Below are 25,302 nucleotides of genomic sequence, written 5' to 3'. Positions count from 1 at the left end.
ACGTGTGCATCGCCAGGCAGTAATCACAACCGTTGGCTTGCGACACGGCGAGCGCGATGGTGTGCCGCGTCTTCGCGTCCAGAACCCGGCTCAAGATGCCCTGCAGTGTCATGACGACGTCAAGGACGGTCGGGTTCGACGCGAGAGTCGCGAACATGTTCGGGACGAAGCCGAACTGTGCGCCGACGTTGTCGAGGATGCCCTCCGCCGCCTCGGGGACGCCGTCTCGAGGGGGAACCTCCAGTCGTGACACAGCGAATCGACCTCCGGTCGCGGTGTGAGTAGTGGTTGTCGAGCCCGTAGTCCTTCAGAGTTCCGCCGCAGGCCTTACCTGCGCCGGCCGCAACCTCGCCGGTGGCGTCGATTGCACCCGGCGCCTGATGACCTGCACTGCGAGGGCTGACTCCGTCGGCGCCGAGTTCCGGATGTCTTCGCGCCGGGGCACCATACAGGAAGGACTATACAGACCACCGTTTCCTACGCAACCCCTCCCCCGCGCGGACCGAGTCCGCCGCGCGGGATGCAAGCGGGCCAATGTCGCATCGGAGCGGTAAATCTGCAGTTCAGAGCCATATGAAGGCTATGCCGTGAGCCATTCCGCCGGTCGGAACGAGCCAGCTCACGCTACCTCGAGCCAGGCCGGCTCGGGCCTGATCGATTCGCTTAAGTGGACCATTTAGTCCATACTTAGATGAGGCTGGACTGAAACGAACGCAAGATCTCTCGGATCTGCCTGCGCCTCCACCTCGCGCCCATCTACGAGAGGTTTTCGCTGATATGACCGCCGCAACACAGTTCATCGACGCCACGGCGTCGCGCCACATCGGCACCTACTCCGACGCGGTCGCGATCCCGACCAGCGCCACGCAGGTCGCCCTGTCCGCTACCCCGGGAGTGCGGCCGGACCGAGCCCGACCGGAAGATTTCGCCGAGGAGGCCCGGCAAGCCTCGGACAACGTGTGCGAGGCGCCGCGGTGCGCAGGCGCCGAACTGAGCGACATCGTTCAGGTCCGGTCCTGGCTCACAGACCCCGACGATATCGACGCCTGCCTGAAGGTTCGCAAGGACGTCATCTCTCACCGACCGGTCCGTATGCTCGCAGTGGTACTACAACTGATCCGGCCCATTCTCCGCCTGGAGATCAAGGTCACCGCGGTTGTGACGCACTCCGCGGCCAAGCAGCGCGAGTGAGTAACATGCCGGAGGGAGACGCCGTGCCCGGAACGAGCGGTACACGCCGCACGCCACGCGGCCTGGAGACCCGTTCACGGATCGTTGGTTCGGCAGCCAAGCTGTTCTATGTCAAGGGCGTCAACACCACCACCCTCGATGACGTCCGGCTGGCCAGCGGCACGAGTAAGTCCCAGTTGTACAACCACTTCGAGGACAAACTCGCGCTGATCCACGCCGTGATCGACGTGCAGTCGAAGTTCGTCCTCGCCCGCGAGGAACAGCGCCTGCGCGGCGTGAAGACCCTCACCGGTCTGCGCCGCTGGCGTGACGCCCTGGTACAGGCCAACTCACTGCAGGACGGCTCGTACGGGTGCGCGCTGGGCGCGATGTCGATTGAGCTGTCCGACAACGATGAGCAGTCCCGCCAAGCGCTCAACGCATCATTCGATGCCTGGCGGCGGATGCTCGTCGAAACGCTGACTCGGCTCCGCGTCCTCGGCGTACTCGCCGAGGACGCGGACCCACAACGCTTGGGTACTGGTCTGCTGGCTGCCCTGCAGGGTGGTTACGTGCTTGCACAGAACGCTCACGGCTCCGAGCCGATGGCCGTCGCGCTGGACATGGCCCTGGACCACATCGAATCCTTCGCTCGCAGCTGAGCCATCGTTCGCCCTTATCTCCGGCTTGGTCGAGCACCAGCGGCACACTGCGGGCCCTCCGGGCAGGCCGCCTGGAGTACCGACTCCTGCACCCCGAGGGAGGAAACGATGGACATGCCGCCGGACCATTCTCTGCACTGGCAGCCCGGCTTTCCCGTGGACGCGAAGCTGACGTTCAAGGGCCTGCGGCGCGGCCGCCACGATCCCACTCACCGTCAGGAAACCGACGGGACCCTGTGGCGTACGGCCCTGACTTCGTCAGGGCCGGTCACCTACCGGATTCGGCAACAGCGCCTGGACGATCTGGACGTCGACGCGTGGGGGCCAGGCGCCGGCGAGCTCATCGGGAGCATCCGCACCGAGCTCGGCGAACACGACCGCCCCGAGGACTTCCGGCCGGCACATCCCGTTCTGGAACGAGCCTGGAGCCGCCTGCCCGGCCTCCGCGTCCCGCGCACGGGACGGCTGTTCGAAGCCCTCGTCCCCGCGATCCTCGAGCAGCGGGTGGTCGGCCTGGACGCCCAAGCCGCCTGGGCCCGCCTCGTCGGCGCGCACGGCGGCCCGGCGCCGGGTCCGGCGCCCGAGACGATGCGGGTCATGCCCTCGCCCGAGACGTGGGCGAGGATCCCGATCTGGGAATGGCGGCGAGCCGGGGTCGACCTGCACCGTTCGAAGACCGTCATCTTCGCGGCGTGGCATGCGGCCAAGCTCGATCGTGCCGCCACCGACCCCGCCCGCGCCTATGAACTGATGTCAGCGATGTCGGGCGTCGGGGTGTGGACCGCGGCACAGGTCGGGCACCGCGCGCTCGGTGACGCCGACGCGCTGCCGATCGGTGACTTCCACCTCGGCCGTATGACCGGCATGGCCCTGCTCGGCCGTCCACTGGCCGAGCAGGAGATCGAGGCGTTCTACCTGCCGTGGCGGCCGCACCGCTACCGGGTGGTCCAAATCCTCGAGCTCACTCCGCGCTCGGCGCCGCGTCGCAGCCACCGCGCGCCCCGCGCCGAGCCGTTCCGCTAATTAGGGCGAATGACCCGTCAGCACTACCACCTTCCTGGCCGTGCCGCGGTAAACATGTAGCGCGCTTCGTATGCCGTGACAGGCAACCATGTCTGAACGCCGGACGGCTACGCCAGGTCGTGCTCGATCGCGGTGAGCTCCTCGTCGTGACCGCCTTCCGCGGGTTTGTGCTTGGGGTAGGCGCCGGCGCCGGGATGGACCTTATCGATGAGGTCGGCGTACGCAGGGTTACGGTCGATGAACTCACCCACGACCGGGCAGATGATGGTGATTTTCTTCCCGCTCTCGCGGATCTCGTCCAGCACGCGAGAGACGAGCTCGGTGGCCACCCGATTTTTGCGGTAGGCGGGGTCGACCCACGTCGTCAGCAGCACAACGCGACCGCCCACGAACCGGTACGAGAGCTCAGCGATCGCTTCATCACCGAGGGCGGCGATCCAGCGACCGTGCTCCGCGTCGTTGAGCACATCGAGCTCCCAGCTCGACTCCACCTCGCTGAGACTTGCCTCGTCCAAAGCAGCGATGAGCGCAGCGTTGTTCTCTTCACGGGCCGACGCCTCGGCCCCGAGATTGATCGTCATTGTCACACTTTCTGTCGGGGAAATTAATAGGTGGTTTGAGACAAACGCTGCGGCCTTTGGTAACTCCCGGGTGATTGAGGTCGATGAGGTCGGCAGACTCCGGGTTGTTCTCCACGGCGGGGATCGACCACGTGCAGTGGATGGTCGACCCGGAGAAGAACACGGCGGTGTCCGTCCCGGCCTGACCGGTCGACCGTACGGCCGGGGGCCCGCACCACGGAGGTCGTGCGAGCGCCGTCTCAGTCACCGCGCGAGCCAGTCCCGATAGGTGGTCTGGGCGATGACGGCGTCGCTCTTGGCGATGAGAGCGTCACTCGAGGCGACGGCGTATTTGCCCGCGTTGTTGTCGGTGACGACGGTGCGTTGGTCGCCACGGGCGGCCAGGGTGATCCGGCCCAGCTCGTCGAGCGTGAAGACCTCGGGGCCGGCGACGTTGCGGGTGCCGCGCATCGGGGCTCCCACGCAGACCTCGGCCACGGCCTGGGCGACGTCGGCCGAGGCCATGGGCTGGATGCGCGTGGTGGGCAGGCGGACGGTCTTGTCGTCGGAGGTCCACGACATCACCGCGTCCATGAACTCGAAGAACTGGGTGGCGCGGACGATCGAGTACGGCACGGGGCCGGCCTTGAGGATGTCCTCCTGCAGCACCTTGGCTCGGTAGTACACCAGGTCCGGCACCAGGTCGGCGCCGACAATCGAGAGGACCACCGCGTGGCCGACGCCGGCGGACTTGGCGGCCGGCAGCAGGTTGTCCATCGTCGTCTGGAAGAACGCGGGCGAGGCCTCATCGAAGGTCGGCGAGTCCGTCAGGTTCACGACGGCATCGGCTCCCGCCAACGCCTCGGGCAAGCCTTTCCCGCTCAACAGGTCCAGTCCGGTGGACGACGAGTGTGGCACCGCCTCGTGCCCGCCCGCGTTCAGGATCTTCACCACCTGCGATCCGATAAGCCCGGTCCCACCGATAACAGCGATCTTCATGTGTTTCGACCTTTAGTCAGAGCCAGCTCGCGCGTTCGGCGAGAGGTTAGTGTCGGGTGGACTCCGCTTCTTACCGTTGACTTGGCGCCATGCGGGACGTGAGCTCATCGCCGTTGGCCAGCTGTGCCCGAATCACCCTGGCCCACGGCTGAGTCGCTGCACTCCGCCGCCGTTGGCTCGAGGCAGTACGTCGTGAGCCCGCGATGGGGCTCGTCCGAGGGGACTCCTGCTTGCGGCCCGGTAGTCTCAGCGACCGGCCTGCACCCGCGCCGGCTCGGCAGCAGCACGATCGGAGTAGCCCGGGTGTCCGGCGTCGACGAGATCGGCATAGGCGGTCGTTCGCGAGAGGTAGTGGACCATAAAGGAGCAGATTGCCGTGGCGTGCCCCCGCGGGTGCGGCCTCGACAACCTCGTCCGCAACCTGCCCAGGAACTTCCGGTCCGACCTGGAGAGACAGCATCCAGGCATCGCCTCCTTGGGCTTGCCGCCCGGCGTTGCCACCGCATGGAAGCCCTTCTACTCAGGGGCGCGTCAGGAAAGGATCCGCACGAGTGCGGAGAGTTCCTGAGGCCACGCGGCGTCGGAGGGCACCCCGTATCCAACGACGAGGGCATCGGCCATGGCGCTCAGGGACCGTTCATGGCGGTATTGGGACAGGCCAGCCACTTTGAGGCCTTGCCGAACTGTCGACTGAAGGACCCGCTGCTCGGTCCCGGGCGGCAAACCGAGCACGGTGTGCAGGCCGGCCGCTGTCCCGATGACGCGCACCTTTGGGGCGTTCTGGGCCAGGGCTGTGACGAGAGCGTCTCGTCGATCGCGGTAGCGCCGACGGGCAGCACGTACGTGATGGTCGTAGGCGCCGGAGGTGATGAATTCCGCCATCGTCAGCTGGCTGAGTACCTCGCACGAGTCGATCTGCCCCTTGGCCGCCACGGCTTCCTCAGCGAGCCTGGGAGGCAGCGCCATCCAGGCCAGCCGCAGACCAGGAGCAAGGGTCGTGCTGGCGGTACCCAGGTAGACCACGCAGTCGGGGTCGAGTCCTTGGAGCGCCCCGACGGACTGGCGGTCGAACCGGAACTCACCGTCGTAGTCATCCTCCAATACCAGCCCGCCGGTCCGTCTGGCCCAGTCCACGACGGCCGTCCGGCGGTTGCGCTGCAGCGCCGTGCCCACGGGGAACTGGTGAGCCGGTGTGAGCAGGACCGCGTCGGTGCCGACGGGCGGCACCGGGTCGGTCCCGTCGGTGTCCAAGGGAAGCGGGAGGGTGTTCAGCCCGGCAGCCTCCAGCAGGCCCCAGTGCCTGTCCAGGCCGTAGGACTCGACGGCGATGTTCCTCGCCCCCCGCCCGGCCAGGACTCCGCTCAGGATCTGGAGGCCGTTGGAGACGCCGGCGCAGATCAGTATGTGCTCCGGACTCGCGTACACGCCCCGGGCTCGGGCGAGATGGTCCGCGAGAGCGGCCCGTAGTTCCGGCCGGCCGCGGGGGTCGCCGTAGCCGAGCGCGTCGTCGGGGGCAGCGGCCAGGGCGCGGCGTGCGGCCTTCAGCCAGGCTGCACGAGGAAAGGTGGCGAGGTCGGGGCTGCCTGGGATCGGGTCGTGGCAAGGGTCGCCGGATGGGTCGTCGGCCGGGCGCGACATGATCGGCCGAGTGATCGTCCTGTCTGCCACGAGTGTGCCCGAGCCTCTGCGGGCGTTGAGCCATCCCTCGGCGACGAGGTCGGCGTAGGCATCGGCCACGGTGTTGCGGGCAAGGCCGAGGTCGGTGGCGAGCTGGCGGGAGGAGGGCAGCCGTGTCCCCGGGGCCAGGTGGCCGGTGCGGACAGCTTCGCGCACGGCTTCGGCCAGCGCACGGCGCGCACCTCTGCCGGTTCGAATCAAATCAGAGGCGATATCTGCTGTGCGGATCTGGCCATCGGGGTGGCCCTGAGCCCACGACACGCCAGCGCTGGTGGTGCCCAGGGCTTCCGCGCCGGCCCGGGCGATGAGGACGGCGCTCCCTGCGTCCCACACGTTCGGGAGGACGAGTGTGCCGTCCTCGTGCAGCGCTCGGAAGGCCTCGGCTTTCGCTTGCTGGATCCTGTCCGTCACGACGTGCCTCCTTGGGAACGGAGCCGCTGGCCGAAAGGGCTGCCGCCCCAGGGACGGGCTCGTGGTGGTCTCCTCACCGGTCTGCTGCGAGGTCCATTCCGTGGGCCCGGACCTCGCACACCCGAAGCCGGCGGCCGCGGCCGACGTGGCCTTCAGGGGCGCGTGGCCTGTATACGCTTCGCGGGGCGGCCTGGACGGCCTGTCGAGCAGTTATGCGTACGCATGCGGCCTTGGTCGTAGCCCTTGTCCCCTTAGCAGCGGGCAGCGCCGGCTTCTTACGTCGACCGATCGACATGTCATGGATCGCGGTGCCGTGCGCCTCCAGGCCGTCGGCTCGGCGGCCGTTGCGAGTACGCTGCGAACGTCGCCTGCCGCTCCTGTGCCACGTGAAGCCGGGCGACGGCTTGGCGGGCAGCAGGGACGTGGTTCCAGCAGACGAGATCTGTGGCGCCGTGTCCGGGCAGGGTCTTCAACAGCCGGGTTTCTTGCGCGGTGGCCTGACTATGGTCTTAAGGGTCCAGTACGACGGGCGCGGAGGAACGGCCACCTCATCCCCCACGTCCACGCCACGGCAAGCCGAACCAACAGGCAGGTTCGACTCCAAACGGGTCTCTAGAGTCCACTATCCAGTCTGGCGGAGACACTTGGCAACCTGTGAGCGGCGTCTGCATCAGCGCTTGGCCGCAGCGTGTGCCAGGTCCCACTGGGTCCGACCCCGCTCAGTGACCGGGCCCTTTCTCGAGCACGCTCAACCCTTCCGGTTGAGCGGGTTCAGCCCTCAGGACACTCTAAGGTCGGCGCCCCGTGGACGCCCCCGTCGCGGGTGAGACACCGCGGCCCGGCCAACCGCCGACGAGTACGTGCAGACACCGGGACGAGGCAGCCCCTCGAGAGGCATGCGGTCAGAGAACTGGATGATGAGGTCCATCGATAATGTGCTGGCGGTGAACACAAGAGGAACCCTTCATGCGGCCGAGACCTCCGCCGGCTCTGGGGTCCCGTCGGTTTCCGCTGGTCGCGAGGGGATTCTTCGATGGAGCAGCCGGGCCGGGCCCATGGTCATGGCAGTTGCCCGTCGTCCGAGCCGCCTTGTACGCTCCGGACGAAATAGTCTTCTTTTCGACGTCTGCTGGCAGGAGATTCCGGTGGGGAAACGTGTCGACGTCAAAGGCCTGAACGTCTACTACGGGACGTTTCTTGCCGTTGCCGACGTGGACCTGTCGATCGAGGCATGCAGCGTCACCGCGTTCATCGGCCCGTCGGGGACGGGCAAGTCGACGGTCCTGCGCACGCTGAACCGGCTTCACGAGGTCACGCCTGGTGGGCGCGTCGAAGGCGCCGTGCTCCTCGACGGCGACAACATCTACGCCCCCACAACCGACCCCGTCCAGGTGAGGCGCACGGTCGGCATGGTCTTCCAACGGCCCAACCCCTTTCCGACCATGTCGATATACGGCAACGTCGCTGCTGGCGTCACGCTCCACAATCGACGCATGCCTAGATCCGAACTCGACGGCATCGTCGAGGAATCGCTGCGCTCGGCGAGTCTCTGGGATGAGGTCAAAAACCGGCTGGACCGTCCCGGTGCCGGGCTCTCAGGGGGCCAGCAGCAGCGGTTGTGCATCGCCCGGGCCATAGCAGTCGAGCCCGAGGTGCTGCTGATGGATGAGCCGGCTTCGGCGCTCGACCCGATCTCGACGCTCGCCATCGAGGACCTCATCCGAAGCCTCAGGCAGCAGTACACCATCGTGATCGTCACCCACAACATGCAGCAAGCCGCGCGCGTCAGCGACAGGACGGCCTTCTTCGACCTCGAACAGACGGGACAGCCAGGCCGGCTCGTGGAAATGGACGACACCGTAAAGATCTTCTCCAACCCGAGCCATCCACGCACGGAAGCCTACGTCTCGGGCCGCTTCGGATAGCCGCTCCCATGTCCCAGCCTCGACGAAGGCCCCTGCGGTGAACATGCCCCCTGCTATCGAGGGCGGGGGTTCCCGCCAGGGTCGACCGACCCTCCCGATGCCCTCCTGCTTCAACGTGCTGTGTCCGGACCAGAAGGCCTTGGCAACAGCGTGCGGCGGCGCGCCGCTGTCGATCATCCGGCAGCACACCGAGCAGCGGAAACGCCCGGCCGGACGGCCGGGCGCAGATCGACGATGCGTTCACCCCGCCCTGAAGGACGGGGCCTGCGCGCAAGATCACCGGTCAGCGAGTCGGGACCTTCCCCGTTCAGTCATGCGGATCACTCCTCCGGGTGAGAGACCCACCCGTCAACAACGTCCGTCAGTATCAGAGCCAGCGCGGTGGTACCCGGGAACTCAGATCTCTCCCAATGGAATTGCCAGCGAGGCCGCGCCGCTCATGTCGAGCCATACCGTGTCCCTCTGCGCGTCGTACGCAGCATGACCCTCCCGCACTGCTGGCAGCGTGCGACAAGGCCCGGTGCGTGCCTGTACACATGCAGGCGAGCAAGGGGGGCTGTGCAACCGCAGTTGGCGCATCGGCTCGTCGCGGCGGTCACATCAACGGCGAAGACTGCGGACAGAGGCCCTGCCAGCGCGTTTCCGTCGGCATACCCTGCATGGGTATCGTCCACATCTGGGCCGCTGGCCTCTACGGACGCCATCTCAACCTCCACTGTCGCCGAAGCGCTCGGTACGCACTCGCTCAGGTGCATGTCCCAGGAGCACCAGGTAGGCAGCCGCCTTCTCGACGAACGGTGTGGGCCCGCAGACATAGCAGGTCGGCTCGAAGTCGGGGGGCCAGCCGCCGCGGACCAAGTCCTCAGGGGTGATGCGCCCCGGCGGGCGCGGTGAGTCTTTCGGGGCCTCTCTGCTGTAGAGGTACGTCGTATCCAGCCCCGGCGCCCCCTGGCGGAGCTCCGAGCGGTACAGCAGGTCCGACGGGGTCCGCGCTGCGTACAGCAACCGGAACGGGGCACGGTTGCCGGCCGCCTGCCGCGCGCGGACCATGCACATCAGAGGCACGAGTCCCGATCCGCCCGCCACCAGCAGAACCGGCTCCGTCTGCTGCTGCCTCCAGACGAACCAGCCACCGACAGGCCCGCGCAGCTCCAGCTGGTCCCCTGGCACGAGCTCGTCCACGAGGTAGGGCGACACTTCCCCGCCGGGCGTGCGCTGGACTGTCAGGTCGAGGCTCCGGCCGTTGGGGGCCGAGGCGATCGAGTAGCTGCGCTGGGTGCTGTAGCCGTCTTCTGCGGTCAGCCTGACGTCCACATGCTGGCCGGCCAGGTGCCCGGGCCAGCCCGGGAGGTCCAGTGTCAGGGTGACGGCCGTCGCCGACTCCACGCGCCGACCCGTTACCTCGGCGGCCCGCCACCGGAGCCGGTCGCCTAGTCTCCCTGGTACCGCTGCTCTCGCCATGGGTCTCCGTAGTTGTGATAGCCGGCGCTCTCCCAGAAGCCGGGCACGTCCTTCTTCCGCAGCTCGATCTCGCGGACCCACTTCGCGGACTTCCACAGGTACAGGTGCGGGACCAGCAGCCGGGCGGGGCCGCCGTGTTCGGGCGCCAGGTCGCTGCCTCCGTAGCCGTAGGCGATCCACGCTTTGCCGTCGACCAGGTCGGCGAGGGGGATGTTCGTGGTGTAGCCCCCGTACGAGGTGACGAGGACGTGCTCTGCGGCCGTCTCCACGTCCGCGAGCAGAACGTCCAGGGACACGCCTTGCCACTCGGTGCCGAACTTCGACCACTTCGTCACACAGTGCAGGTCGACGGTCGGGGACTCCGGCGGGAGTGCCATCAGGCCTGCCCAGTCCCACACATGCTGCGTCCCGGCTTCCGTGGTCACGGACAGCTTCCAGTCGTCTTGCCGGATGCGGGGAGTGGGCCCGGCGGACAGCACCGGGAAGCCGGTCGTCTCGTACTGCCCGGGCGGCAGCTTCGTGCCCGCCGACGGCCTTCGGCCGTGGAATCCGCGCGAGATGAACGCCATGCTCGCCGTCCTTGTTCGTCCAGTGCGGCCCCTGCGGGCCCCTTCGGAGGTGAGCGCACGGGGGAAGCGACTTCTTACCTGGGACGCCCCGGGAAGGTGAACGCCTGGCGGCGCAGCCTCTCTTGTCCGTCCTGGGGGCTGCCGGGCCCGGGATGCGTGTGGCCGCGATGCGGGGACCCCGGTCAGCGTCGCCCGGTCCGACGTGGTCGTCGCCGCATCAGCCTGCGCCGCTGAGGTGTCCGGTGGCTATCAGCTGGGCTCGCAGTTTCTTGCGGGCATCAAACATCGTCTTGTAGAGCGCGTTCCGGTTCGTCTCCAGCTCGCTGGCGAGCGTTTCCAGGGAAACACCGTTGACGACGGCAGTGAAGACCTGCCGCTGGTGGGCGCTCAGTGCCGTCTCGACTGCGTCGCGTACAGCCTCGCCCAGCTCTCGCGCCTGCCAGTGACTGACGGGGTCGGTGCCGGAGCGGTCGGGAACTTGCGCCCATTCGTCCAAGTCGAATCGGGCGTTTGAAACACGCCAGAAATGGCGGCCCAGCTTGCTGGACACTTCAAGTACGACAAACCGGAATGCCCATGTAGTGAACCTGGCATCGCCTCGAAATTCCTGAATTTTGTGCGTGATTTTCATCAGTGCGTCGGCGGCCGCATGGTGGGCGAGGTCGTTCAGCTCGGGTCCGGTAATTCGGTAACGAGGACCCCGACGGAACACCTCGTCCATGGCGATCCGCACCAGCAGTTCATGCAGCCGCGTGCAGGCCTGCTCGTACTGCTGCCCGCGACCGACTCCGAGCGCATCTACCCAGGCGGCGGACTCCGGGTCGAGTTGTCCCCGACCCTTGACGGGCCCTGCTGCCGGAGCCCTGCCACCGCTTCCGGCATGTTCATTCGGAGCCGAGCGGCACGTTCTTCTGGCATCCGCAGAGTGCATGGCTCTCAATCTCCAGGTCATCTCGTACGGATAAGCCAACCACGGCACTATCTACAGGCCGTCTACGTGAAGTCGCCGTTTTCGCTTTCGCCGTGCGTGCATCCCGGGATTTGACGGACGAAGCTTCCGGCGTATTTCGGTGAGCGACTCGTGCGCGGCGTGGGGCGTGCTCTCCCGCACTGCGGCGCCTGGCTGGTGAGCGGGCCCGGCAGAGGAGACCCGCGGTCCTCCTCCCGGTAGCGGGCGGTCATGTTGCGCGCTGCCCGGGCGCGTACTGTGGCAGCAGCCAGCGCAGCTGCCGGCGCCCCCTGTGGATGCGCGACATCACGGTGCCCACCGGGGTCCCCATGGTTTCCGCGATCTCGCGATAGGAGAGGCCCTCGATGTCAGCGAGGTACACAGCGAGACGGTACGGACGGGGAATCTGACAAAAGGCTGCTCTGAGGTCGGGATTCACGACGCGCTCCAGCGCATCGGCTTCGGCCGACTTCAGCGCTCCAGAAGCGTAGGCGCCGAGACGCACCAGCTGCTGGTCTTCGACTTCGGAGGAAAAACACAGGCGCGGTCTGCACTGCTGCCTGCGACGGGCAGAAATGTGCTGGTTGACCATGATTCTCTTTATCCAGGCTCCGAAGTTCGTACCCGGCCGGAACTGGTCGAACGATGCGTACGCACGCGCGTACGCTTCCTGGACCAGGTCCTCAGCGTCTGCTGCGTGGCGAGTCATGCGCCAGGCGGCGGCGTAGAGGGCACGGCGATGCGGGAGGGCTTCCTTCTCGAATCTCACGCGGCGCTGGGCGGGGCTCTCCTGCTGGCTGCTGGTGCCGGGCTCCGGTGGTACGTGCATCGTTTTCACAGTCGCTGCCTCTCTTCGCGCCCAAACAGGCGGGCCTCGGCTGGTGTCAGCCCGCTCCGTTGGTCTGGGTGCAGCGGCGGATCCGGGCGGCCCCAACGTCTGCCAAAAGCTGCTTGACGTGCTTGCCCCAACAACTTCTGCCGGGCCGGGGTGCCGTGCGGGCTGTCCTGGCAACGGTGGGTCTTCCGCGAATGCGCCTGTCCTGGGCGAGCCGACGTACAGCCCGCCGACCGGTTGCGGAGGGACAGCCGGGAATCCTCCCCTGCCTCAGCACCTTCCGGGCCGGGCGGTTCGGGCTCGCCCCTGTCCCTGGCTCATTGCCTTCTGGGCCGGGCAGTTCGGGCTCGCCCCTGCCCCTGGCCCGGCCGGGGGCAGGCGGTCACTCAGGAGTCCTCTCGGGTGTCAGGCACCACGTGGACGGCCGCCTCCTCGGCGGAGGCGGCACCATTGTCGATGCCCACGTCCCGCGCCCAGTAGTCGTCGCCGTCGTATCCTGCGGCGAGAACGTCTGTGTCCCAGCTGAGGAGGCGTCCCGCGCGCTCGTCGCCGACCTGGTCGTCGATGAGCTCTCCGTCCGTGCCGATCGTGTCGCCCAGCCCGTCGCCCTCGTCCGGTGCACCGGCTTCCGGCACCTCGCGCCTGAGCCGATGCGCGAGGTCCTCGTGGGAGGCGCCCTCCCTCGCGGTGACACCCCAGTCGTTGACGGCGAGGGGTGCATTCGCGGGTGAGTAGCCCCGGTCCAGGACGTCCTCCCCCAGCTCGTCCTCGTCGTACTCCTCCTGTGAGCGCAGTGGGTTGGAGGAAGCCAGGTCATCGTAGGACGGGAAATCGTCTGGTGAAGTCATCATGGCCTCCATGCCGTCGGAGCCACGCGGCATCTCGGTGCTGGCGTCTCGGAGACGGCGCGGCGGAAGAAGGCCATTCAAGCGGGCTGGTGTCGACGAGGCGTCTATCCGGCGTAGTCGCCCGGGCGGCCGGCCACCGGCTGCAGTCAAGTAGCGAGGAAGCCCCTTGGGCCGTCCTGCCACGTTCCTACCTCCCAGACTCGCCCCAGTTGCCAGGGTGGTCGAGGTCGATCAGCTGCTCGTATCCGGGATTCTCCTCGATGAACCGGTCGACCACCGGGCAGTAGTTGGTGATCGTCGCTCCCTTGGCAGCGAGGTCGTCGAGAGCGAAACGAATCAGCAGCTTGGACCAGCCCCGACCGCGGTATTCCTCCCGGATGGTCGTGTGGGTCAGCACGCGTCGCGAGCCGGCCGTCTCGTAGACGAGCAGGCCCGCTGCCTGGTCGCCGTAGCGCAACTCGTAGAAGCGCCCGCCGGGATTGTCCGCGATCTCGACGCGACCGTCATCTGCTGGGCCCGTTTCTCTGCTGGTCATGGCTGTCTTACTCCTCGGTTGGGCGGCTCGGCGCCGCTGCTGAGTGGGCGCGCGTACGCGTTTGTCTCGGGGGGACGGTCCGAGACGGCAGTGTGCGCCTGCCCGCGGCTGGCTTCGGACCGTGTCCGGGCTGTTCCGGGGCAGCCCTCGGGACAAGGGACTGCGCCGTGGCCCGGGCAGGCTCGGAACCTCTTGCGGGGCACTCCCGGCCTGGCACTTGCAGACACCGGGTGAGGAGTCCGCGGTCGAGGCAGCTAACGGTGAACGAGTCAGCGGTTCGACGCCGCAGAGTCGAGGGCTACTGTCCAGCTGCCGCGGCCGGGCGAAGGGGCGGACATTGTCTGTCGGGGCCGGTCTCGTGTCGGACGGCTTCAGTCGATTCCGGCCTTGCAGAAGGGGGAACACAACGTGGTACCGGCAAGGGGGCATGCCGTGTTGGCGGGCGGATGCTTCTGGGATATGCAGGAGCTGTTCCGCAGGTTTCCGGGTGTCGTGGGGACCCGTGCCGGCTACACCGGCGGCGAGGTGGTGGAACCGGCATACCGAAACCACGGGAACCATGCGGAGTCGGTCGAGGTCACCTACGACCCGTCCGGGACGGACTACCGCAGCATCCTGGAGTTCTTCTTCCAGATCCACGGCCCCACCACGTTGAACCGGCAGGGCGACGACATCGGTTTGACCTTCAGGTCCGCCATCTTCTACCTGGACGAGGAGCAGCGACGCATTGCAGGGGCTGTGATCACGGCCTCCGACGCGTCTGGACTGTGGCCGGAGAAGCTGGTTACGGAGGTTGTCCGTCCGGCACGTTCTGGGGGGCGGGACCTGAGTACCAGAACTACCTCCAGCGTCATCCGGACCCGCACATGAATCAGTACGTCCGGAAAGGCTGGAAGCTGCCTCGAGCACCGGCCCGACCCGCGCGCGCTTGCCGCAGCGTCTCGCAGCAGGCGCGGCGGCGGGCGTGTGCACCTTCAGGGCCCGGTCACCTCAGAAACTCCTGCAGGTCCTGTTCCAGGGCCAGCCTGGGCTTGGCCCCGATGACCGTCTTGACGACCTTGCCGTCCCGGTAGACGTTGAGCGTGGGGATGGACCTGACGTCGTACTCCTCCGCGGTGCGGGGGCTCTCGTCGACGTTCAGCTGGACGATCGTGATCTTGTCACTGTGCTCGGCGGCGAGCGCCTCAAGGACCGGTGCTACAAGGCGGCAGGGCCCGCACCACTCGGCCCAGAAATCCACGAGCACAGGCTTGCCGCTCTTGAGCACCTCGTCCCCAAAGGTCTCGTCGGTCACGCTTCTCAGATTGCCTGCCATGCGGGCTCCTTCGTATGCGGACGGCCTTGGTCGACGCCCTTTTGGCTGCCCCGCCCGGGGTCAGTGTCAGGTGGCGGCCCTGGGCGGGGCGTGAGAGGTACGTCTAGTTGCGGCCCGCCATGACTCCGCCGTCGACGTTGAGGATGGCGCCCGTGGTCCAGCTCGAGGCCGACGAGAGGAGGAAGACGATCGCCGAGGCCACGTCCTGCGGGGTGCCGACCCGGCCGAGCGGGTGCAGGCCGCTCAGCTGCTCCATCGCGCCGTCCAACTGATCCGCGGGAAAGACCTTCCCGAACAGGGGGGTCCTGGTGACAGCGGGAGCCACGGCGTTCACACGGATGCCCTCGCCGGCGAGCTCCATGGCCAGGTTGTGCGTGAGAGCGTGCAAGCCTGCCTTGGCCATCGAATAGGCCGACGACGGTGTCACGGCGAGGGCCTGGTACGCCCACATGCTGCCCACGTTCACGATGGCGCCGCCCTGACCGCCGGCGACCATGCCCCGGACGACGGTCTGAGTCAGAACGAAGGTCGCCCTGTTGAGGTCGTGATAGGCGTCATAGTCCGCGACCTCGTAGTCAAGGAAGCGCTTGGGCAGGAAGAACCCCGCCGAGTTGACGAGGAGGGTGGCGTCGGGGTGGTCCTCCGCCAACTGCTTCTGCGCCTCGACGACCTGGTCCCAGTCCGCCAGGTCGGCCTCGATCGACCATGCGCTGCCGGAGCGAGCCAGGCTCGCCACGGCATCGTCGAGTTTCTGACCCGCGCGGCCGACGATCACCGCACTGCCGCCCTCCGCGATCACGTCCTCGGCGGCCTTGAGGCCCATGCCGCTGGCGCCGCCGATCACGACGAGTTTCTTGCCTTCGAAGTCCGTGGCCATGCGAATTACTCCTCATTGAGCGGTGAACTTCTTGCCTGTGATGCACTCGACCCTGCCACGGCAGGCTCTACAGCAGCTCTACAACGCCTCTACGGCGCCCATCGCAGCTGCCCCGCAGTCCGACAAGTGGAAAAGCCGATAGATGCGTCCTGCCCGCCGCCTCAGGTCCTCTGCGCACTACTGGGCGCAAACGGCCCGCGCAGAGAAGCCGCAGGAAAGCCGTTGCACGGTCTGCTGCCATCGAGGCAGCACCCGCGCTGAGCATCGGACGGTGTCGCGCGCACGCTGCCCGCCGGGCGGCGTGCCGACTTTGTCCACCGACTCGGTGACCAGTGAGAAGCTCGAGGGTGGGCAGTGCGCTCCCTCTATACGAGATGTCTCGTCTGACGACGCCGCCCGGTAGGGCATGCTCCCCCTTCGAGAACTGCTCGGTCTCGGCTACTCGCCGTGGCATCGTCTCCGCAGGGTGCCTGTGACAACGACATGGATGCCGGCCCCTGCTCGTCCTACCAACGGGCCGGTTCGCCCTGGTCGAGGAGCCCTTGCCCTGCCTGCTCAGCTGCATACGCGGCCACGAGCCGGTTCCAGCTGTACCGGCCCGGGCCGATCTCCGAGACGAGGTGCGCTCGAATGAGACGCGACAGGACGTGGCGGACTCGACACTCGGGCCGTCCGGCCAGGTCCGCGACCTGCGATGCCGCGAACATGGGGTCTGGGCAGGCGCTCAGGTCGCGGAAGAGCGCCGCCGTCTCCGTGTCGAGCAGGCGGTACGAGCGGGTGATGGACGCCCGGACGTCGAGCGCCTGGTCCTCGTCGCTCGCGAAGGCGTCCAGGGCGCTGCGCTCCGGCGCCTCGTACTCGTCGGCCAGGCTCGCCAGGCGCAGCTGTGGTCGATAGGCCGCGCGGGCGGCGACGTTGGCCAGGGCCAAGGGGAGCCGCCCGGCCAGCCGGATGATGCGGTCGACGGCCTCTGGTTCAGCCGCTGTCCTTGCAGCGCCGAGTCGGCGTGCGAGAAGGCTCCGTGCGTCCGTCTGGCTCAGGGGCATGAGTGTCAGGGGAAGCGCCTGGTAGGCGGCGACGAGCGCGTGCAGCTGCATGCGGCTGGTGACAAGGGCCATGGAGCCGGGGCCTCCGGGGAGGAGATGCTTCAGCTGGTCCGTGTTCCATGCGTTGTCGAGCACGACGAGCACTCGGCGCTTGGCCAGCAAGCCGCGGAACATGAGCCCTCGTGCCTGCGCGGTCTCGGGTATGTCCTCGGGTCGGACCCCCAAGGACTGCAAGAAGTCCTCGAGCACGTGCGCGGGATCCCGTGGCTCGGCCTCCGGTCCGGCTCCCTGCAGGTCTGCAAAGAGCTGACCGTCCGGGAAGCGGTCTGCCAGGCGGTGGGCGACGGTGATGGCGAAAGCTGTCTTGCCGACGCCGGCCAGTCCGCCGACCGTGCAGATGGCCACAGAGGACGACACCTCTGCATCGGCGACCAAGCGCTCGACCTGCTCCTGCTCTCTCTCGCGGCCGACGAGGCTCGGCAGGGCGGCTGGGAGCTGCGCCGGGGCGTGAGGCGGGGGTGTTCGCGGCGCGCTCTTCGGGCGGTCGGCGCTTTGCGGGAGCTGGAATCGCCCGGAGAGGATGCGCTCGTGGACTTGCTGCAGTTCCGGCGACGGGTTGACGCCGAGGCGTTGACGCAGCAGGTGACTGGTCGTGTGGTAGATCGTCAGGGCCTCGGACTGCCGCCCAGCACCATAGAGCGCGGTCATGAGGAGGCTGCATACGCGCTCTCGAAGCGGGTGCTCGACAAGCAAGGCGGACAGTTCCGCGGCGGCCTCGGCGTAGCGCCCTCTCTCCACTTCGCAGGCGAGCTGCTCCTCGGCACAGGCGAGGCGCAGCTCGCCGATGACGCTGCGCTGCTGGGCCGCGAACGGCCCCGGGACTCCGGCGAGGGCCACTCCTTTCCACATTTCGAGGCCCTCGGTCAGCAGGCTCGCCGCGGAGGCCAGGTCGCCGGTGCTGCGCGCCTCCCTCGCCCTTGCCGCCGTCTCCTTGAACCTGTTCAGGTCCAGAGCGTCCGGTTGGATGTGCAGCAGATAGCCCCCGTCGACCAGGCGTACGGAGCTGTCACTCTGCTCCCCGAGTGCCTGTCTGAGCCTGTAGATGTAGGTGCGCACGGAGCCTATGGCCGACGGTGGGGCCTCGTCGCCCCACACGTCCTCCACCAGTTTCGAGAGGCTTACAGGCCTGCCCGCCCTGAGCAACAGCGAAGCAAGCACGGCGCACTGCCTCGGCTGACCAGCTCCGGCCTCGACCCCCTGTCTGTGTAGCCGGACTGGGCCGAGCACTGAGAACCGGACGCCCGCATACATGGTGCCTACCGCCTTGGGGATCCTTGTGAAGCTTGGTTGCTTGGCTGTCCGCAAGGGACCGCCTCCCCCAAACGTACCGCAGATCGGCCCAATTTTCTGGACCAAATAGTCCCCCTTTGTTTGGCCAGGCCCACTGGCACCTCGCGCTACCCGGCTGCCATGGCGCTGTGCTGGCGCGCCAGGACCGCGGCTCCTGACCGCGGCCGAGCGGCTCTTCATGGCACGGCGTGCAGGCTCGCACAACGTGAAGGTCAGCGCGGGCGGCGGTGCGTGCTCGCGCAGCCGCGGCTGGTGGCGGTGGGCGAACCACTCGGTGACCTCCGGCGTGGGGAGGAAGGCATGCAGCGGCGAGCCGGCGCCCTGTCCGCGTTCCGTCCGGCCGGAGAGCTCGACGGACGGCGACCTGCCTTGTACGCAGGGTGCCGCGGCTTTCCGTTGGCGACGACTGGGGCCACATGCGGGCAGTGGGGCGTGCCGACGAACACGTCCTCCCGCCGTCACACCCCCGGACGCCCGCCGGGAGGACGGTGCAGTCCAGCCGGTAGGGGAGACCGCGACGCAACCGCCTGTGGCGCCGCACCGGGACTTCTCGGCGCCGCCTCGTCCCGGACGGTTTCAGCGCCCTCTCGTGCCCCCTTCAGGCGGATTGCCGTCCTCGGCGGGCACGGCACAGGCCTTGATGTGGCCGATCGCCATGTCGAGGGCGATCCTCATGGGTTTGACGTCCCGGACCGTCTGGGCAAGGAGGTAGCCGCCTTGAAGGGCGGCCATGAGGCCGGTGGCGAGCTCTCCGGCGTCCGCATCGGCACGCAGGACTCCCGAGTCCTTCATCCGCGCGAGCCCGGCCTCGAGCAGCCCTTGCCAGGTGTCGAAGTGCCGGGCGATCGCCTTGCGCGCATCTTCGTCCTGATCGGCCAGCTCGCTTGCAAGGGAGCCGAGCGGGCAGCCGTACGCTCCGTTTCGGAGCGCGTTGTGTTCGACCACTGCGTCCCGCCAGCGCTCCAGCCCGCGGAGGGAGTTGAGCCGCCGCAGTAGCTGGTGCTGGCGTTCGAGCAATTCTGCAGCCTGCAACGCCACAACGTCCCGCACCAACGCATCCTTGTCGGGGTAGTGGCGGTAGAGCTGGGATTTACTCGTTCCGCTGGCCGCCCTGACCTCGTCGAGGGTCGTGGAAGACACGCCCTTGACGTACATCATGTCGGCGGCGGCCCTCAAAATGCGCTCTTGAGTCGCCCGCCCACGCTCAGTCAACCGGGAGCCGTTTTTGTCGCTCGCCTGTTCCGCCACATTGACCAGGTTACCGGTGTGAACGCTAGCAGGATTCAGAGTGGACCTCAAGGTCCTTTTCTGACCCGCCTCCGGCTCTCGGCCCGACCCGGAGCCATCGCCCCGGGCCTCGCCGCCCCGACGAGCCCACGACCGGAGAGCTGGAACTCGGCGCCCACTCGACGCGACAGCCGAGCCGCGACCCTGCCGGCCACCCGACCGAGCAGCCGAAACGGCCCGCTGGATGAACCGACGGACCACCACGAAACATCGAGGCTAGAGTGCAGGTCAGAGCAGTCCCGAGATGGATTCATCCCCGGCGCGAAGGCCAGAGCCTTCTGCAAGAGCTCTGGTAAGCCTCGAGAGACCGCACTCATGTGAAGGCGTCGCATGTGCTCGCCGGCGGACGAAGCGGCTTGTGTTCCGCCGAGTACGCTGCTGTCGGCAGCAACGGCCAGACACGACGAGGCAAGTCAGTGGTCAGTGCACTCGCGGCGGCCGGAAATCGGCTCGCCTTCGCCTCGGGGAGACGCGCGACCGTCAGGATGCTTGCCCTCCTGATGCTTGACGGTGGGCCTGGACAACATAGGGAGCCCCGCGGGGCTTGTTCGCTCCCGAGTGGCAATCACCAGTGAGCCGCCGCGCTCGCACGGCCACCACGGTGCCGCACGAGCACTTCAGCTCCCGCCGCTGTATGCCGTGCCACCAGCACGCTTGCCGGAGCATCGAGGAGCTGAGCCTCGGCGGCGGCTCCGGACGGCATGGTCGTCCCTGCCAACTTCAAGCCGCTCGCGGCCGTACCCCGAACCGCGAGGCCGAGCGACAAGAGTTCCCTGATCAGGCCGTCCCCGAGGATCCGGCTCTCGACACCCACGCCCTCGTGGTCGAACCGATCGACACCAGGGACATCCACGACGACCCGCTGACCGTCGCCCGCGAGCTGCTCGCGTTTCACGTGCAGAGGTCGGCTGGGCTCGCCTCCCTCCGCTCCTCCGTCGCGGTCCGGGGCCACCGCGGCCTCATGGCCGAGGCATGGACCGCGGTCAGCTCCTCGCGGTGCGCGCCGCGCGGACCATGGTGCCCCGGGCGGTCGAACGGGGCGAACTTCCACTGGGGGCCCTGACCAGCGGAGCGATCGCTCCCGTCCTGGCCACTCCGAGCGGCCCGGACCGCGAGAGCGACGCGCGCGACGAGCGGTTCACCCTCTGTCTCGTGGATCTGGTGCTGCGGGACCCACGCTGCCGGTGCCCCACGACCCGGCTGCGCAGACCGAGCCCCCATCCTCCGAGGACGACGCCCGACGTACCCGGCCCGGGCCGCACATCCCTCCCCCTGAGCGCAGATCCCCTCCCCCCGACACAACCTCACTCCTATTGCTGAACGGCCTTCGTCTGATTAGAGTCGCCATTGCGGACGGTTTCCGTTCATTAATGACCCACACGTACAGTTCCCGGCGGCGGCCGGCGCGCCCCCGCATCTCCGGTCATCGCCCGCGCGACCCGCCTCTCCCGACGCGTATTTCTGGAGCCGACGATGACTTCATCTTCCACGCCCACGCCGGAGCGCCTGCGGACACTGTTCCGTCCGTGCAGCGTCGCCCTCGTAGAGGCGAACGACAAGCCGTCCTTCTTCGCGAGCGCCTTCCGAATCCGGTCGGCGTCGGGTTCGGTGACCGCACTCACCTGGTCAACCGGTGTGGCGTCGAGGTACACGGCCGTCCCACCGCCGCTTCCTGCACACAGATCGGCGACGAGGTCGACGTTGCCTTCCTGATGGTCCCGCAGGCCACGAGGCGCTCGCCGACTCCCGGCGCGGCCGTCGGCGCCTCGCGTGCCGCGGTGGACGCGGGCTGGTACCCGCACACCAACCAGGTCGGCCAGACCGGCAACAGCGTGTCCCCGCATCGCCTCCGGTATCTCCGGTGCGATCCAGCACCGCGCCGGTATGCAGACCTCGAAGACGATCGTCGCGATCAACAAGGACTCCGAGGCGCCGATCTTCGACCTGGTCGACTACGGCGTGCTGGGTGACCTCTTCGAGGTCGTCCCACAGCTGACCGAGGAGATCAGGGCCCGCAAGGGCTGAGTCCAGGCGAACCCAGCCGAAACAACGCGAGAGGCATGAACATTGCACGCACCCGGTGATCGCGCCACGCTCGACGCCGCCACGCCCGTCGTCGTGACCGGCACTCTGCAGAAGGCGGCATGGTCGGCGCGCGTCCTCCCGCCGGTCGAGCACTTGGCCGGCGACATCTGGTCGGTGCCAGTGCCGATACCAGCCAATCCGCTGCGCTACACGCTCAGTTACCTGGTGCCCGGGGACGCGGGACTGGTCGTCGTCGATCCGGGCTGGGACAGCACGGAAGGCTGGGAAGCCTTGTGCCGGGGCCTGGCCGAAGCCGGAGCCACGCCCGCCGATGTGACCGGCATCGTCGCCACCCACGTCCACTTCGATCACCACGGCATGACGACCCGGCTCAAGGCAGCCTGCGACTCCTGGGTGGCCATGCACCCTGCGGAACGCGACAGCCTCCCGCACCGGCAGCCCGCGCAGGAGCGGTCCTCCAGGCACTCGGCCCGCACCTGGCTGCTCAACGCCGGAGCTTCCGAAAACGACGTACGGGAACTGCTCGGCCCTCCGGACGAGGAGAACCCCTCCGACGCCTTCCGCATGGCGGAGCCCGACCTGCTGCTCGACGACAAGGACCGGGTTCCGCTCGAGGGACGGGAGCTCGTCGCCCTGTGGACACCCGGCCACACCCCGGGGCACCTCTGCCTGGCCGAGCCCGCCGCGCGCGTCGTCCTCACCGGCGACCACGTTCTGCCCCGCATCACTCCCAACATCGGTCTGCACGGTCGTCGACCGGGGCAGGCGCCGCTCGCCGACTTCCTCTCGTCCCTCGAACGTCTGGCGGACTGGGACGACCATGAGGCTCTGCCGGCGCACGAGTACCGGTTCCGGGGGCTCGCGACCCGCACACGACAGCTGCGCGACCACCACGCAAGGCGGCTTGACGAGCTCCTGGCGGTGGTGGACGCGCTCGGCCGGCCCACCCTCTGGGAGGTGACCGCCCACCTGTCCTGGTCCCGCCCCTGGGAGCAGGTCGGGCCGATGCGCATCGCCGCCCTGGCCGAGACCGAGGCCCACGCGGAGCACCTCATCGCCCAAAGGCGTCTCGTCCGCTCCGGCGAGGGTGAGCGCCCGGTGCGCCTCAGCCATACGCCGGCCGGTTGACGTCCGGCGTCCACCGCTCCCGAAGGACCCACCATCCCTTGCTCCGCGGTACCGCCCCTGCTCCTGCAGTAATGAAAGGCGCCACCATGATCCCCGACCTCTCCGGCCTCGCCCCGAACACTCCCGTGGTGGTCGGCGTCGGTCAGTCCTCCGAGCGGCTCGACGATGCCGGCTACCGGCGGATGCCGGCCGTGGAGCTGGCCGCCGCGGCGGCGCTAGACGCACTCGCCGACACCGCTGTCGACACCCCGACCGTGGCCTCCGCGATCGACACGGTCGCCGGCGTCCGGCAGTTCGAGATCTCCACGCCCGGCGCCCCCGCTCCCCTGGGCAAGTCCGACAACTACCCCCGCTCCGTCGCCCAGCGCGTCGGCGCCGACCCCGCCCGTGCCGTCCTGGAAGTCGTCGGCGGCCAGTCGCCCAGCACCTGCTCGACGAGACGGCCGCGACCATCGCCCGCGGTGACGCCCAGGCGGCGCTCGTCTTCGGGGCCGAGGCCATCTCCACCACCCAGGCCCTCGCCAAGGCCGAGGACCGGCCCGACTTCACCGAGCAGGTGGGCGGGCAGCTCGAGGACCGGGGCTGGGGGCTCGAGGGCCTGATGTCGCTGCATCAGGCGTCACACGGGCTGACCGACGCCCCCGGCCAGTACGCCCTCTTCGAGAACGCCCGCCGGGCACGGCTCGGTCAGTCGCGTGAGGAGTACGCGGCCGGGATGGGCGCGCTGTTCGCGCCGTTCACCGACGTCGCGGCGAAGAACCCGCACGCGTCGGCCCCGGTGCGTCGCTCCGCCGAGGAGCTGGTCACCGTGACCGAGACGAACCGTATGATCGCCGACCCGTATCCGCGGTACGTCGTCGCGCGGGACAAGGTCAACCAGGGTGCGGCCGTCCTGGTCATGTCCGTGAGAACCGCCCGCCGACTGGGTGTGCCCGAGGAGCGGTGGGTGTTCCTGCACGGCCACGCCGACCTGCGCGAGCGGGACCTGATGGAGCGTTCCGACCTCAGTCGCAGCCCCGCCGCCGTGATGGCCGCCGAGCACGCCCTGGAGGTGGCCGGGATCACCGCCGGCCAGCTCACGACCATCGACCTCTACAGCTGCTTCCCCATCGCCGTGTCCAACGTCGCCGACGGTCTCGATCTCTCGGCCGACGATCCGCGGGGCCTCACGCTCACCGGCGGCCTGCCGTTCTTCGGCGGGGCGGGGAACAACTACTCCATGCACGCCATCGCCGAGACCGTGCAGCACGCCCGTACCGCACCCGGCTCGTACGGCCTCGTCGGGGCCAACGACGGCTCACTGAGCAAGTACTCGGTCGGCGTCTACTCCACCACACCCACCGCATGGCGCGCCGACGACTCCGCCGCACTGCAGGCGCAGATCGACGCCTGGGAGGCACCCGAGGAGGCCCGCCGCGCCGACGGCTGGGCCAGCGTCGAGACGTACACCGTCAAGTACGGCCGCGGCGGGGCCCGTACCGGCGTGGTCATCGGCCGGCTGGAGGCGGACGGCCGCCGCTTCATCGCCCTCGTCCACCAGGGCGACGAGGAGATGCTCGGCCTGCTGTCCGACGGCGAACCCGTCGGCAGCCGTGTCTTCGTCCGCTCCTTCGGCCTCGGAAACCGTGTGACCACGAGCCAGGAGCGGATGGACACCATCCTCCCCCGCCGCGAGCCGGTCCTGCGTGACGACTACGAGTACGTCACCGTCCACCGCGACGGCCACCTGCTTGAGGTCACCATCAACCGGCCGGAGGCGCGCAACAGCCTGCACCCGATGGCCAACGAGGAACTCGACGAGGTCTTCGACGCCTACTTCGCCGACCCGGAACTGTGGGTGGCCCTCCTCACCGGCGCCGGTGACAAGTCCTTCAGCGCAGGCAACGACCTGAAGTACTCCGCCTCCGGAAAGCCGATGTGGGTGCCCAAGAACGGCTTCGCGGGCCTGACGTCGCGCCGGAACATGACCAAGCCGGTCATCGCCGCGGTCAACGGCTTCGCCATGGGCGGCGGTTGTGAGATCGCTCTGGCCTGCCGCCTGACCGTCGCCGACGAGACCGCACGCTTCGCACTCAGCGAGGTCAAAGTGGGCCTGGCGGCCGGCGCCGGCGGCCTGGTGCGCCTGCCCCGTGCCGTTCCGCGGAAGATCGCCACCGAAATGATCCTCACCGGCCGCCAGGTCACCGCCGACGAAGCCCTCGGACTGGGTCTGGCCCCTGCCAGGTCGTCCCGGCCGGCACCGCCCTGGCAGGGGCCCGTGCGCTCGCCGCGGAGATCCAGGAGGGCTCCCCCACCTCCGTCCGCGTCTCGCTCCAGGTGATGGCGGAGACCGAAGGCATCGCGGACACCGCGGACGCCGTCGAGCACCCCTCGTCCGCACTGGAGAGCCTGATGGTCAGCCAGGACGCCATCGAGGGCATGACGGCCTTCGCCAAAAGCGCCGCCCCGAGTGGAAGAACCGCTGACCTGGCAGAGATCCGCGCGCCTCGGCTCCCCTCTGCAGGCCGCCGCTGCCACCGGCCGCCGTCCGCCCAGGGTCGGTGGCAGCGCGCCGACCCATGGAGCCGTACGCCACCGATCCTGAATCCGACCGATGGCGTTCAGTAATGGCTTTCCTGCGGGCATGTGG

The 25,302-nt window shown here is 68.4% G+C and carries 24 protein-coding genes and 2 pseudogenes; 10 read left to right on the top strand and 16 right to left on the bottom strand.

The window, feature by feature from the left end; all coding sequences use genetic code 11:
* Positions 1-253: carboxymuconolactone decarboxylase family protein (locus ABZ904_RS34075; RefSeq protein WP_361827730.1), on the bottom strand; the 253-nt coding region annotated here is incomplete at its 3' end.
* 524 nt (positions 254-777) lie between these two features.
* On the opposite strand from ABZ904_RS34075, the gene ABZ904_RS34070 reads away from it, so the two are divergent.
* From ABZ904_RS34070 to ABZ904_RS34060, 3 genes are all read left to right on the top strand, one after another.
* Positions 778-1,191 carry a Rid family hydrolase gene (locus ABZ904_RS34070; protein WP_359408840.1) on the top strand — a complete coding sequence of 138 codons (414 nt, stop codon included), beginning with the start codon at positions 778-780 and terminating at the stop codon, positions 1,189-1,191.
* Between the two features lie 23 nt (positions 1,192-1,214).
* Entirely contained in the window at positions 1,215-1,832 is a 618-nt protein-coding gene (locus ABZ904_RS34065) for a TetR/AcrR family transcriptional regulator (RefSeq protein WP_361827726.1), read from the top strand.
* Positions 1,833-1,940: 108 nt separating this feature from the next.
* Positions 1,941-2,855 carry a DNA-3-methyladenine glycosylase 2 family protein gene (locus tag ABZ904_RS34060; RefSeq protein ID WP_359408845.1) on the top strand — a complete coding sequence of 305 codons (915 nt, stop codon included), beginning with the start codon at positions 1,941-1,943 and terminating at the stop codon, positions 2,853-2,855.
* A gap of 107 nt (positions 2,856-2,962) precedes the next feature.
* Here ABZ904_RS34060 and ABZ904_RS34055 read toward each other — a convergent pair whose 3' ends face one another.
* The 3 genes from ABZ904_RS34055 to ABZ904_RS34045 form a co-directional block, all read right to left on the bottom strand.
* Entirely contained in the window at positions 2,963-3,436 is a 474-nt protein-coding gene (locus ABZ904_RS34055) for a GNAT family N-acetyltransferase (RefSeq protein WP_361827722.1), read from the bottom strand.
* A 243-nt stretch (positions 3,437-3,679) separates the two neighbouring features.
* Positions 3,680-4,414 (bottom strand): NAD(P)H-binding protein, encoded by a 735-nt coding sequence (locus ABZ904_RS34050; RefSeq protein ID WP_359408849.1) that lies wholly within the window; start codon positions 4,412-4,414, stop codon positions 3,680-3,682.
* A 531-nt stretch (positions 4,415-4,945) separates the two neighbouring features.
* Complete coding sequence (locus tag ABZ904_RS34045) at positions 4,946-6,502, bottom strand: aminotransferase class I/II-fold pyridoxal phosphate-dependent enzyme (RefSeq protein ID WP_361827719.1); 1,557 nt, start codon at positions 6,500-6,502, stop codon at positions 4,946-4,948.
* Positions 6,503-7,647: 1,145 nt separating this feature from the next.
* Here ABZ904_RS34045 and pstB point away from each other — a divergent pair.
* Positions 7,648-8,427, top strand: a complete 780-nt coding sequence (gene pstB / locus ABZ904_RS34040) for a phosphate ABC transporter ATP-binding protein PstB (RefSeq protein WP_359408853.1) — start codon at positions 7,648-7,650, stop codon at positions 8,425-8,427.
* A 437-nt stretch (positions 8,428-8,864) separates the two neighbouring features.
* Here the strand turns inward: pstB and ABZ904_RS34035 are convergent, their stop codons facing one another.
* From ABZ904_RS34035 to ABZ904_RS34005, 7 genes are all read right to left on the bottom strand, one after another.
* The gene (locus ABZ904_RS34035) at positions 8,865-9,131 is read right to left on the bottom strand and encodes a DUF6510 family protein (RefSeq protein WP_361827716.1); all 267 of its coding nucleotides are present in this window, start codon (positions 9,129-9,131) and stop codon (positions 8,865-8,867) included.
* 1 nt (position 9,132) lies between these two features.
* A complete protein-coding gene (locus tag ABZ904_RS34030) occupies positions 9,133-9,888 on the bottom strand; it encodes a ferredoxin reductase (protein ID WP_361004973.1) in 756 nt (251 codons plus the stop codon).
* Entirely contained in the window at positions 9,858-10,457 is a 600-nt protein-coding gene (locus tag ABZ904_RS34025) for a sulfite oxidase-like oxidoreductase (RefSeq protein ID WP_359408859.1), read from the bottom strand. Before ABZ904_RS34025 ends, ABZ904_RS34030 begins: the two co-directional genes overlap by 31 nt.
* Positions 10,458-10,674: 217 nt before the next feature.
* Positions 10,675-11,388, bottom strand: a complete 714-nt coding sequence (locus ABZ904_RS34020; RefSeq protein ID WP_359408861.1) for a sigma-70 family RNA polymerase sigma factor — start codon at positions 11,386-11,388, stop codon at positions 10,675-10,677.
* A gap of 247 nt (positions 11,389-11,635) precedes the next feature.
* Positions 11,636-12,175, bottom strand: coding sequence for a sigma-70 family RNA polymerase sigma factor (locus ABZ904_RS34015; protein ID WP_359408863.1), 540 nt, complete (start codon positions 12,173-12,175; stop codon positions 11,636-11,638).
* A gap of 452 nt (positions 12,176-12,627) precedes the next feature.
* Positions 12,628-13,089: a DUF5709 domain-containing protein gene (locus tag ABZ904_RS34010; RefSeq protein WP_361827711.1), complete on the bottom strand. Its 462-nt coding sequence runs from the start codon at positions 13,087-13,089 to the stop codon at positions 12,628-12,630.
* Positions 13,090-13,276: 187 nt separating this feature from the next.
* Positions 13,277-13,624 carry a GNAT family N-acetyltransferase gene (locus ABZ904_RS34005; RefSeq protein ID WP_359408867.1) on the bottom strand — a complete coding sequence of 116 codons (348 nt, stop codon included), beginning with the start codon at positions 13,622-13,624 and terminating at the stop codon, positions 13,277-13,279.
* A 459-nt stretch (positions 13,625-14,083) separates the two neighbouring features.
* Between ABZ904_RS34005 and msrA the strand changes: the two are divergent.
* Positions 14,084-14,526: pseudogene (gene msrA, locus ABZ904_RS34000) on the top strand (peptide-methionine (S)-S-oxide reductase MsrA); the annotation flags it as partial.
* Between the two features lie 83 nt (positions 14,527-14,609).
* On the opposite strand, the gene trxA reads toward msrA, so the two are convergent.
* The 5 genes from trxA to ABZ904_RS33975 all read right to left on the bottom strand — a co-directional run bounded on the left by trxA (position 14,610) and on the right by ABZ904_RS33975 (position 20,394).
* The gene (gene trxA / locus ABZ904_RS33995; protein WP_361004981.1) at positions 14,610-14,939 is read right to left on the bottom strand and encodes a thioredoxin; all 330 of its coding nucleotides are present in this window, start codon (positions 14,937-14,939) and stop codon (positions 14,610-14,612) included.
* Between the two features lie 103 nt (positions 14,940-15,042).
* The gene (locus ABZ904_RS33990) at positions 15,043-15,816 is read right to left on the bottom strand and encodes an SDR family oxidoreductase (protein ID WP_359408870.1); all 774 of its coding nucleotides are present in this window, start codon (positions 15,814-15,816) and stop codon (positions 15,043-15,045) included.
* A 506-nt stretch (positions 15,817-16,322) separates the two neighbouring features.
* On the bottom strand, positions 16,323-18,173 hold the full coding sequence (locus ABZ904_RS33985; RefSeq protein ID WP_361006266.1) for a transcriptional regulator: 1,851 nt from the start codon (positions 18,171-18,173) through the stop codon (positions 16,323-16,325).
* 615 nt (positions 18,174-18,788) lie between these two features.
* Positions 18,789-19,460 carry a TetR/AcrR family transcriptional regulator gene (locus tag ABZ904_RS33980; protein ID WP_359408874.1) on the bottom strand — a complete coding sequence of 224 codons (672 nt, stop codon included), beginning with the start codon at positions 19,458-19,460 and terminating at the stop codon, positions 18,789-18,791.
* 604 nt (positions 19,461-20,064) lie between these two features.
* A complete protein-coding gene (locus tag ABZ904_RS33975; RefSeq protein WP_361003722.1) occupies positions 20,065-20,394 on the bottom strand; it encodes a hypothetical protein in 330 nt (109 codons plus the stop codon).
* Positions 20,395-21,247: 853 nt separating this feature from the next.
* Here ABZ904_RS33975 and ABZ904_RS33970 point away from each other — a divergent pair.
* The 5 genes and pseudogenes from ABZ904_RS33970 to ABZ904_RS33950 all read left to right on the top strand — a co-directional run.
* Positions 21,248-21,524 (top strand): annotated as a pseudogene (locus ABZ904_RS33970) (electron transfer flavoprotein subunit alpha/FixB family protein); the annotation flags it as partial.
* A 93-nt stretch (positions 21,525-21,617) separates the two neighbouring features.
* A complete protein-coding gene (locus ABZ904_RS33965) occupies positions 21,618-22,673 on the top strand; it encodes an MBL fold metallo-hydrolase (RefSeq protein ID WP_361003720.1) in 1,056 nt (351 codons plus the stop codon).
* 86 nt (positions 22,674-22,759) lie between these two features.
* Positions 22,760-23,275 carry a hypothetical protein gene (locus ABZ904_RS33960; protein WP_359408567.1) on the top strand — a complete coding sequence of 172 codons (516 nt, stop codon included), beginning with the start codon at positions 22,760-22,762 and terminating at the stop codon, positions 23,273-23,275.
* Positions 23,230-24,993 (top strand): enoyl-CoA hydratase-related protein, encoded by a 1,764-nt coding sequence (locus ABZ904_RS33955; protein WP_361827704.1) that lies wholly within the window; start codon positions 23,230-23,232, stop codon positions 24,991-24,993. Before ABZ904_RS33960 ends, ABZ904_RS33955 begins: the two co-directional genes overlap by 46 nt.
* Positions 24,993-25,280 (top strand): hypothetical protein, encoded by a 288-nt coding sequence (locus ABZ904_RS33950; protein WP_361827701.1) that lies wholly within the window; start codon positions 24,993-24,995, stop codon positions 25,278-25,280. Before ABZ904_RS33955 ends, ABZ904_RS33950 begins: the two co-directional genes overlap by 1 nt.
* Positions 25,281-25,302 lie beyond the last annotated feature (22 nt).

Source organism: Streptomyces sp. NPDC046900 (assembly GCF_040644975.1).
Lineage (GTDB): Bacteria > Actinomycetota > Actinomycetes > Streptomycetales > Streptomycetaceae > Streptomyces.
Note: the sequence above shows the minus strand (reverse complement) of the source record. Positions and strands in the feature narration are given on the sequence as shown.